This window comes from Nitrosomonas sp. Is37 (assembly GCF_033063275.1).
Taxonomy (GTDB): Bacteria; Pseudomonadota; Gammaproteobacteria; order Burkholderiales; family Nitrosomonadaceae; genus Nitrosomonas.
On record NZ_JAWJYP010000011.1, the window covers coordinates 90243 to 99367 of the forward strand.

5 protein-coding genes are annotated in these 9125 nt (G+C 44.1%); all 5 read right to left on the reverse strand.

Going from position 1 to position 9125, the window contains the following annotated elements:
* Window positions 1-164: 164 nt before the first annotated feature.
* Window positions 165-4436 (reverse strand): glycosyltransferase family 2 protein, encoded by a 4272-nt coding sequence (locus R2Q26_RS07100; protein WP_317535647.1) that lies wholly within the window; start codon window positions 4434-4436, stop codon window positions 165-167.
* Between the two features lie 28 nt (window positions 4437-4464).
* A complete protein-coding gene (locus R2Q26_RS07105; protein ID WP_317535648.1) occupies window positions 4465-4878 on the reverse strand; it encodes a hypothetical protein in 414 nt (137 codons plus the stop codon).
* A 331-nt stretch (window positions 4879-5209) separates the two neighbouring features.
* Window positions 5210-6088 carry a UTP--glucose-1-phosphate uridylyltransferase GalU gene (gene galU, locus R2Q26_RS07110; RefSeq protein WP_317535649.1) on the reverse strand — a complete coding sequence of 293 codons (879 nt, stop codon included), beginning with the start codon at window positions 6086-6088 and terminating at the stop codon, window positions 5210-5212.
* A 473-nt stretch (window positions 6089-6561) separates the two neighbouring features.
* The gene (locus R2Q26_RS07115) at window positions 6562-8001 is read right to left on the reverse strand and encodes a mannose-1-phosphate guanylyltransferase/mannose-6-phosphate isomerase (RefSeq protein WP_317535650.1); all 1440 of its coding nucleotides are present in this window, start codon (window positions 7999-8001) and stop codon (window positions 6562-6564) included.
* Between the two features lie 621 nt (window positions 8002-8622).
* Window positions 8623-8820, reverse strand: a complete 198-nt coding sequence (locus R2Q26_RS07120; protein ID WP_317535651.1) for a hypothetical protein — start codon at window positions 8818-8820, stop codon at window positions 8623-8625.
* Window positions 8821-9125 lie beyond the last annotated feature (305 nt).

The window sequence follows — 9125 nt, forward strand, 5'->3', positions numbered from 1 at the left end:
CTTCATGATTGACAAGACAGATAATTATTGAAAGCATTAAAATAATTATTGAGAAATTCACCTAATTATGCAGAGTACATTTTTTTACTGAACCAAATATGGCTTCTTTTGCTACATTATGATTTAGCCGAGACAATGAATCATTTACTTTTACTTAGATACTTTTAAAACTCTAAGTTTGTGAAACTTCCACTCGACTCGTAGCACTGCGATATCCCTTCATCACCGAAAAGACCCTTGCTCTCAGCCAAGATTTCCAGGTAACGCCGGTATTCCTTGGCGTTATCAAAGTGCTGATTACGTCGTACTTCCATTTTTACCTTGGCCTTAAAACCGGCGTGGTATTTGAAGTGGGCAAACCAGACGGGCATCTTAGCGACGTTCAACAATCCCTGTGCGTAGTGCAATCCTCGACTTACTCTCATCCATGGACGATAGCGTAGCAAGGCGTATTTTTGGGACGTAAAAGCAACGGGCTCGCTGTCAGGAGACAGTCTGTGCCTGAGAGAACTAGTATAACTCATTGTGTTCGAGTAATAACCCGAGCCAAGTAACCACGCTTGCAAGGGTTTACGATCCATCCAAGGCGCAGAATCAAAAGGCGATTGACGAGAAAAATCGGCTTCATCCAGATCACCAAATGGATACATGTCGATCATGTTCACGCGCACCGCGTCGATGTTATCCGCTTCTAGAACAGTCAAGTAATCCTCGATGGATGTGTTCTCACAATTTGGATAAATCAGCAATTCATCAGCATCGGCTAGCAAAACCCATTTACCCATACAGAAATTACCCAGAATGGCCTGCTGCCAAGCAACACCGTAGTGAGAATAACGATATTCAGTATCAGTGGAAAACAGCGCGACATCTGGCTGCTCTAACAGGTATTCGCGAGTACCGTCGTCAGAAACGTTATCTACTAGAAAAAAAGCGCGTACGCCGAGGCGCCGGTAGTGATTGAGGAAATGGGGCAGCATCAGCATCTCATTGCGCACTACCCCGACGACTGCGAATGGCTCGCTGACAATGGATTGCAATCGCATCGATGTACTCAAGAGTTCGAGTTGATTTGCCCCAATCGTACCTTCAGGCGTCCATTTAGCATTTATAAGAATTCCACAGGATGTTGGCCATACTCGCTTTGGCCACAATCCCCCGATATCACGTAACTCTCGTACAAAAACATGATCGCGATCAGTGTCCATGTGCGCCATGACAATCGGCGTGTCCATCGTAGGAAAGAAGGTATTTTCCCACATGCCCACTGGAATGGCTTCACTAAAAGTACGCCGCCGCTGGTAGGATTCGTAATCCTCATTGTTGGGTAAGATATCGTTAATTGCCAAGAGATCACCAACCAGCTTATCTTCCATCAGGGAGCATGCGATCAGCCTTTGTCCCTTTTCGCTCTGAGCCGCTTCCTGGAGTTTAACCATCGCCAGACGTGAGAGCACATAGCCCCCACCGCCATCGGCATAGGTGGATGGCTCAGGGGATTTGTCGATGGTCTTGCGTGCATGCTCGGTGTGTGATTTTAGTTGATGCCAAGCACGATCCATGCTGCCTACACCACGCTGGATAACGCGGCCATAATAAAAGTGCTTGCGATAGCTCAGACTATCGATAAATTGATCGACACTGAGGTAGCAGTCGTCATCGATCTTGTAAACATATTGAAAATCGGTGTACTTTAGTACCCAGTCGAAGAGCTTCAGTGTCTTTTTCGGCAAATCTTCATATTTGTCTGAGATGTCGAGTGCGAGGATATCTCTCTGGACCGTGTCATCGCCATCACCCACTAGAATCAGATAAGGAATACCGCGCGCCTTAAGGTCTTGCACCCAGGTAGCACGAATAGTCTCGATGCGAGTATCAAGATATTTTCGACAGGAATAGATGACGACAAGGGTATCGCGTGGATAGCCGCTGGTCGGCATTGAGGATTGAAGCTTGGTCGGCGTATTGAAAATGTCATCATGTTTGTTGCCAAACTTTGCACTGACAGTTGCTTTGATATTCGCTAAAAAAAGTTGTAGCAGTGGTTTTTTTTCTGGCCACCGCACGAGGCGCATCAAAGCTGATTGCACAGGGGGTGGAAGAAAGTAGCCCACCTTGGTCTCTTCAATGGCTTTATTGATGATTTTTTCAAGAAAAAGCAGTGAATTTTCTACTTGCATATCTTTGCCCAAACGACATTCACAACAGTATCCGAGCAGATCAGCACCGAGAAAGCCATTTTGCCAGTCATTAAGGTTCAAGGCGTGGTTTTGTAGCGCATCCAGGGCGCGCTGCAGGCTGCTGTCATCATCTTGATCCAATGCATCAGTCACGGCACGGGCGAGCCTTGCCGCAGTATGCTGCGCCTCGTAGAACATACTTCTTGGACGTGGACTAAGTTCTCGCAGGGCCTGAATTAACCTCTCTTTCATTTCTGGAAATTCATGCTGCAATCGGTTTTCTTCCGCCAAAGGAAAGGCAGCAAGCCGAACTCCTTCAGCTGGATCTTCAAGCAACATACTGATGAACATGCGACCCGCAGCTGTTAATTCAACATTCAAGGCAGGCAATGCATTGGCCACAACCTCACGCAAGAAAATGGTGGCTTCAGGATTGTCCATGTGGCGAAAATAGCGAATAGGTTCGACTAGCGATTCCAAGTTTTGAATAACAGGCCTAGATGAATCAAACGTCTGCTTCAAGCCATCCCAATACTTACTAGCCCGCATCAGCTCATTGTCATTAAGCTGCGGATGCTGCTCATCTAGCAAGTACCAGAATTCAGGTGAGAGACCGTAATTGCGCACCAGACTTTTCACAAGGTCTTGACGGAAATAATCCGTGTAGCTTGACCATGACGACAACAGTACGACCGCCGCTCGCACCAATTCAAGGTCACGCAAGCGCGAAAACCATTCACCCCGAAATGTATCTAGTACGCCTATCACAGCATATCTGAAACGCTCTGCGAGCTGGAAGTCGATTTGCCCAACACGACACTGGCGATCCAGCTCGCGCACGGCAAAGTGGATGCACTCGGTGTTGATCCAGCCGATTTCAAGATATTTGGTAAGTTTCCAAAGCACATTAATAGCACGTTCGATGTGACCAGAAACCACTAGTGCGGGTAATGCGATGGTCAAACTCCACGCGTCGCTGGCATGGTCATAGCGATGCCAACGCTGAATATCAGTGACATCTTTTAGACGCCGATAAATGTCGTGCTTGCAAAGTGTTGGCACAACAGAATCGAGATAGCGATCACGTACTTCACCACTGAGACCTAAGCGGTCCATCACATCAATTACAGCTTGGAATACAGTTTGAGGAGTCGTAGCATCAGTAAGTAACTCATTAAGTTGTCTAAGTGCCTTCCAGTGCATCAAGGTCACAAACGACTCAGCAGGAACATCTTTATCAGTGTCTTCTACTTCAGGGAGGTAGTCGCCAAGGTTCATCTTAGCGACAAATAATTTAACAGCCGCCTGAACTTCAGCTGGTAGCATCGGCATCAGACAGCCAAAACGTATATGCTCCAGAGCCACCAAGCCAAAGAATTGTTGATTTTGATTTTTGCTTTGATAAAAAATCTGCTCGACCCACTGGGCAGCAGCCTTTCTGGTTATAATGAGCGGCATCTTCGGCAAGGCATAACCCTCTGCCAGAATTTCGATCTCGAGATCATTCGATTCCGAGATACCGTCCCAAATGTAGCCAGGGAGGTGCATTTCGAATCCTACCTTATCCTCATTAATACTGAATTGTTCAGAAACGTCTTTTCTTTCCCGTATTACAGGTTGCACGGAGTATTCTGATTGGCCAATACGAAGCACCATAGCCTTTGGAGAATGCTCCTCAATCAAGCACCAACCACGAATGGAAAAGCTATTTATTTCCTCTATATTGGCGTGGACGGCATTAGAATCAGATAGTTTATTTAATGTCTGCGGAGGAACAACAGTCTTTTGTTTTCTTTTTATGCTGGAGCCAGATACAGCAGTGATAATTATTCCAAGATCAAAATCATTATGCGTGATCTTGCCGCTATTGGTAAGATACCAACGCAAGCTATATGCTCCCTCTTCAGGATATTCAATTGTTATCTCATATCCTGACTCGATATCAGATGTTACTGAATAAGCTTCCAAAACGTCGTGGCGTGAAAAACGAAGTATTTCCGCATCGACTTCCTTGCCATCACGCAGCAACGCAAGACCTGATGAACCTAAAGACCATCCAGTCAATCGAATCGCATTGTTTGTAACTTCTTGTTTCTCCAGATTGATACCAGCAATGAGACGTCCCTCTCTGTCGCGCAGAAAAATGGGTGGATCCTCAGGAGACAAACGCCTCGTGTCTGATAAAGTTGTTTTTTTTGATATATTCGTTCCTGTATTGGCAGCAGTAGGTTTAGGTTTTTTGCTAGCAGTGGCCATAAGTCTAAACTTGAATTGGATTATTGGGTTAGTGAAAGTCAGCGCTGCCGGGACGGCACCGATAAGGATCTGAGTGTATAGATGATCTGAGGTACTGGGGCATTTTCCGGCAGCAAGTACTTTTTATTACTGTCGTCCATGCGTTCACCCAATGTGACGAGATTCTGGCACAGTAGCCCAATATAAGATTTTTCTTGTAAATACCAGGAAGAATATGTTCCCTTTTGCCTGCTGATGGCAAGGAAATGGCAAATCCATTGCGATCATCGACAATGCTTTTTTCAGACAGCACTTTGTGCAGACAGCTCACAACGCTGGAAGCGGTAAACTGATCGTCCACAATGAATTCGATTGCAGTCTGTGTTTTGAGCTGCTTAGTCATCAGCGCCCAACCAATGGTGTGATTTTGGTGGATAAAACTGAAGTGGCCAATGGTAGACATGGCTTAAAAAATTGACCCAAACAGGACACGGTGTTCTTGTCTTGGTGCAGTCGCATCTTACTGTCACTGGAATGAATGACGATCATACAAAATGAAATACAATGTCATTATGTAAATTTATTTTATTATCCGTCGAAAGTCATAGCAAATAAACCTTCGAATCTCATCAATTAGGAAATGAGCCTTTTATTTAGCGGCTTTCCTGCGCTACTACTTTAATACTTTTAACATTTCGATACCGATTAAGGTAGTAAACGTCTATTCCATTAAAAAGTTAAAGCACAATAATAATCAAAGTATTTTGCTATGAGTACGCGCTTTTATGAATTTTCTACGATTTGATTTCCGTGTATCGCTGAAGTACCTGCTTGAATTCGGCATTCAATTCACCATGTTTCAAACCAAAGGCTATGATTGCTTCCAGATAGCCAAGTTTGGAACCACAATCATAACGAGTACCACGATAACGATAAGCTAGAACCTGTTCCTCTTTCAACAGGGCGGCGATTCCATCGGTCAGTTGAATTTCTCCACCCGCACCTTTTCCTATATGTGTTAAATGGTGAAAAATTCTTGGTGTAAATACATAACGTCCAACCACCGCCAATGTGGAAGGCGCGTCTTCCGGTTTAGGTTTTTCCACTATGCGACTGATCCATTCTAACGACTCGTCTCTATACTTGCTTTCCACAATTCCATAACTGCTGGTTTCTTCTTTTGGAACTTGTTGGACGCTAATTACCGAGCAACGGTTATAATCATAAGCCTGGATCATTTGCTTGATTACCGGTGGTTCAGCATCAATCAGATCATCCGCCAACAAAACAGCGAATGGCTCATCACCTATAACAGGTTGGGCACACAATACCGCGTGACCAAGACCCAGGGGCTCTGACTGGCGAATATAAACGCAATTGATATCTTTAGGCAGTAGATTTCTGACATAAGTCAACATCTCAGTTTTGCCGCGCCGATCTAACTCATTTTCGAGTTCGTAAGCCTTATCAAAATGATCCTCAATAGATCGCTTGGAGCGGCCGGTAACAAAAATCATATCGGTTATGCCAGATGCAACCGCTTCTTCCACAGCATATTGAATCAGCGGTTTATCGACGATGGGTAACATCTCTTTAGGACTAGCTTTGGTAGCTGGCAAAAAACGTGTTCCTAGTCCAGCAACAGGAAAGACAGCTTTTGTAATTTTCTTCATTCTTGTCCCTTGTGAATATTGCTCGTACCTTTTTACTCGGCCAGTGTAATAAACCAGCTAGGTAAAGAAACACCATCAATAATTGTAGAAAAACAACTCTATATCCAGCAATACAGTTTTAGTCACCCTTCGACTGTACAATCCTTATACATCAGATTCTTGCTATAAATATAGAAAACTTTATACAACCAAGGAGATTTATAGATTTGAATTGATTCATTTTTATACTTGCAGCTTTAGAAGTAAATGGAATAACAACCATATAAATTATCAGTATTACCCTAACGCATTTGTAGGAATTCTTCCTACATATTACAAACTTATAAATTAATCAGTCGAATATAACCATTCCCTTCTCTGTTAAATATCCAGGGTAATGGTAAAAATGTAAACCAAAGATAGATAGAATTTGCACAACGTGAATCTAAGCTAATAAACATTTTTGTATATCGGCTCTGGTCTTTGCTTAAAGCTTATGTTGTACGGCCGTAATGGTCCTCAAATCTCACGATATCGTCTTCTCCAAGATATGAACCAGATTGAACCTCAATTAAATGCAAAGGTATTTTTCCCGGGTTTTCCAGGCGATGAATATGGCCAAGAGAGATGTAGGTAGATTGATTTTCGGTGAGCAGGATTTCTTTGCCATCTACCGTAACCTTGGCAGTACCACTGACCACAATCCAGTGTTCTGCACGATGGTGATGCATTTGCAATGAGAGTTTTTCTCCTGGCTTAACCATGATACGCTTGACTTGAAAGCGTTCTCCTTGATCGATGCCTTCATACCAACCCCAAGGACGGTGAACGCGCGGGTGCTCGAGGTGTTCTTTGCGCTGGTTGACTTTACAATGCTGGATAGCCTCCTTGATTTGCTGGGCTTTGCTCTTGTGCATGACTAACACAGCATCGGCTGTTTCAATGACGATAACGTCTTCAAGACCAATCACGGAGACCAACCGATTTTCGGTGCGGATGTAGCTATTTTTGGTATCAGCAATGTAAACATCACCACTGGTGACATTGCCATCCGCATCCTTAGAGGCAATTCCCCACAGAGAATCCCAGGAACCAACATCGCTCCAGCCAAATTGTGCGGGCACGACAGCGGCACAATCGGTGTTCTGCATGACTGCATAATCAATGGAATCCGATGGACAGGCAGAAAATGCGCGCTCACAGGGGCGGATAAAACCAATATCTGTTGTTTTTTCCTGCCAGGCCTTTTGTACGGCAACGAAAATGTCTGGTCGGTGCTGCCGCAGTTCTTGCAGGTAACGCTTAGCAGTGAAAACGAACATGCCGCTATTCCAGCTGTAGCCACCTTCCCTCAGGTAAGCCTCTGCGGTTTCCCGGTCAGGTTTTTCGAAAAACGATTTAACCCGACTGGGCATGAGCGAAGTGGGTGTAGCAAGCAAGATGGCATCCCCGGCCTTGATGTAGCCATAACCTGTTTCTGGTGCATGAGGTACTACGCCAAATGTGACAAGATAATCTTCCTGGGCAGCAAGTGTTGCTGTTTTTACGGCTTCTGCAAAAGCAGTTTGATCATCAACAACATGATCAGCAGGCAGAACGAGCATCACGGCATTTTCATCCATCTGAGCAAGATGAAATGCAGCGAGTGCAATAGCTGGAGCAGTATTACGACCAACCGACTCAAGATAGATAGCCGCTGGAGTGATACCTATCGCTTCACATTGCTCCCGGATCAGAAAGCGATGCTCTGAATTGCATACCAGGATAGGAGCTTGTGTACCCGGCAAGCTGGTTGCCCGGGCAAGAGTAGCTTGCAGCATGGTTTCCTTGCCAACAAGCGACAGGAGTTGTTTGGGGTAAGCGGCACGGGAAAGTGGCCACAACCGGGTACCACTGCCACCAGAGAGGATAACGGGATAAATGTCTGCATGCATGATTTTGTCAATGTGCCTTCTATGTGTCTTTTACCGGTCCTATTTCCATTTCCAAATCAAACCTGACTTTGTCGGTTTCTCCTTGTCGTATTATTTATACTGTCTGCGGCTCGCTCTTGCGTCATTTTTGATTTAGAAATGGAATAAGTATGATTGAGCATATCTTCAACTAAAGTATAACGTGGTTGTCAACAGTATTCCTATCAAATCTTTATCCTTTGAACTGAGAACTGAGAACTATTGAAGCATTTGTCTAGGCATGTGAAAATAAATATATCATTAATATCTTCAAATTTAAGCGTTAAACATGACATAGTTAACTTCTATATGACAAACTAGCTGGAAATGTGCAGAATAAATTTCTTAACCTTTGTAAACCATTCATGCGATTGTATTTATATATATAAATGTTTATACATGCTATTGCACGAAGCAAATACTTGCAGTTTTAGCCGATTAAGAACTTGATAGATCGTAATTGAATCGGTATCGTTTTGCCAAATCTCCTGGTGATCCAGTAATTTATCGGCTACATTTATAGATGTTTACCCTGCAGATTCTCCTAAACACTATAAACAACGGCTAGAAATTCTCATAATTGAGCCCACTGGAAAAATTTTTTTAACCTAAAAACCGCGGCTGGACGGAGTGGAACATATGGTAATCTAGGTGCGAGGCAAGGCGCGATAAGGCCGCAGGGCCGCCCCCTGCAACAAAGAGCAACGCCGCATTCGCGCCTGGAGCGACATACGATGCACCTCGTAGCGATCTCACCATTCTGATGAATGAAAAAATTTTAAAAATGCCTCTATATGTCATGCGGCTAGCTCTCCAATCAAGCGGTCAACCGCGGTTTTTAGGTTAAAGGCTTGATTTCCGGATATCGCCGTAGCAACTGCCTAAAGTCGTTATTTAATTCCTTATGTTTCAAACATAGACTAATGTAGTCGCCCCTGAAATACTATAGAAACTAGCATAAATATTGGCATTGAGGGATATTCAAAAGGCATGGAATTTCATGGAATTTGCCAGAATTAATACTATTGACCCCTAATTTGTGGTGAATTGATGAAGCCAAAGAAGCAAGAACCCACCCCCTGTGATGATCTTTTTCGCATGAGACT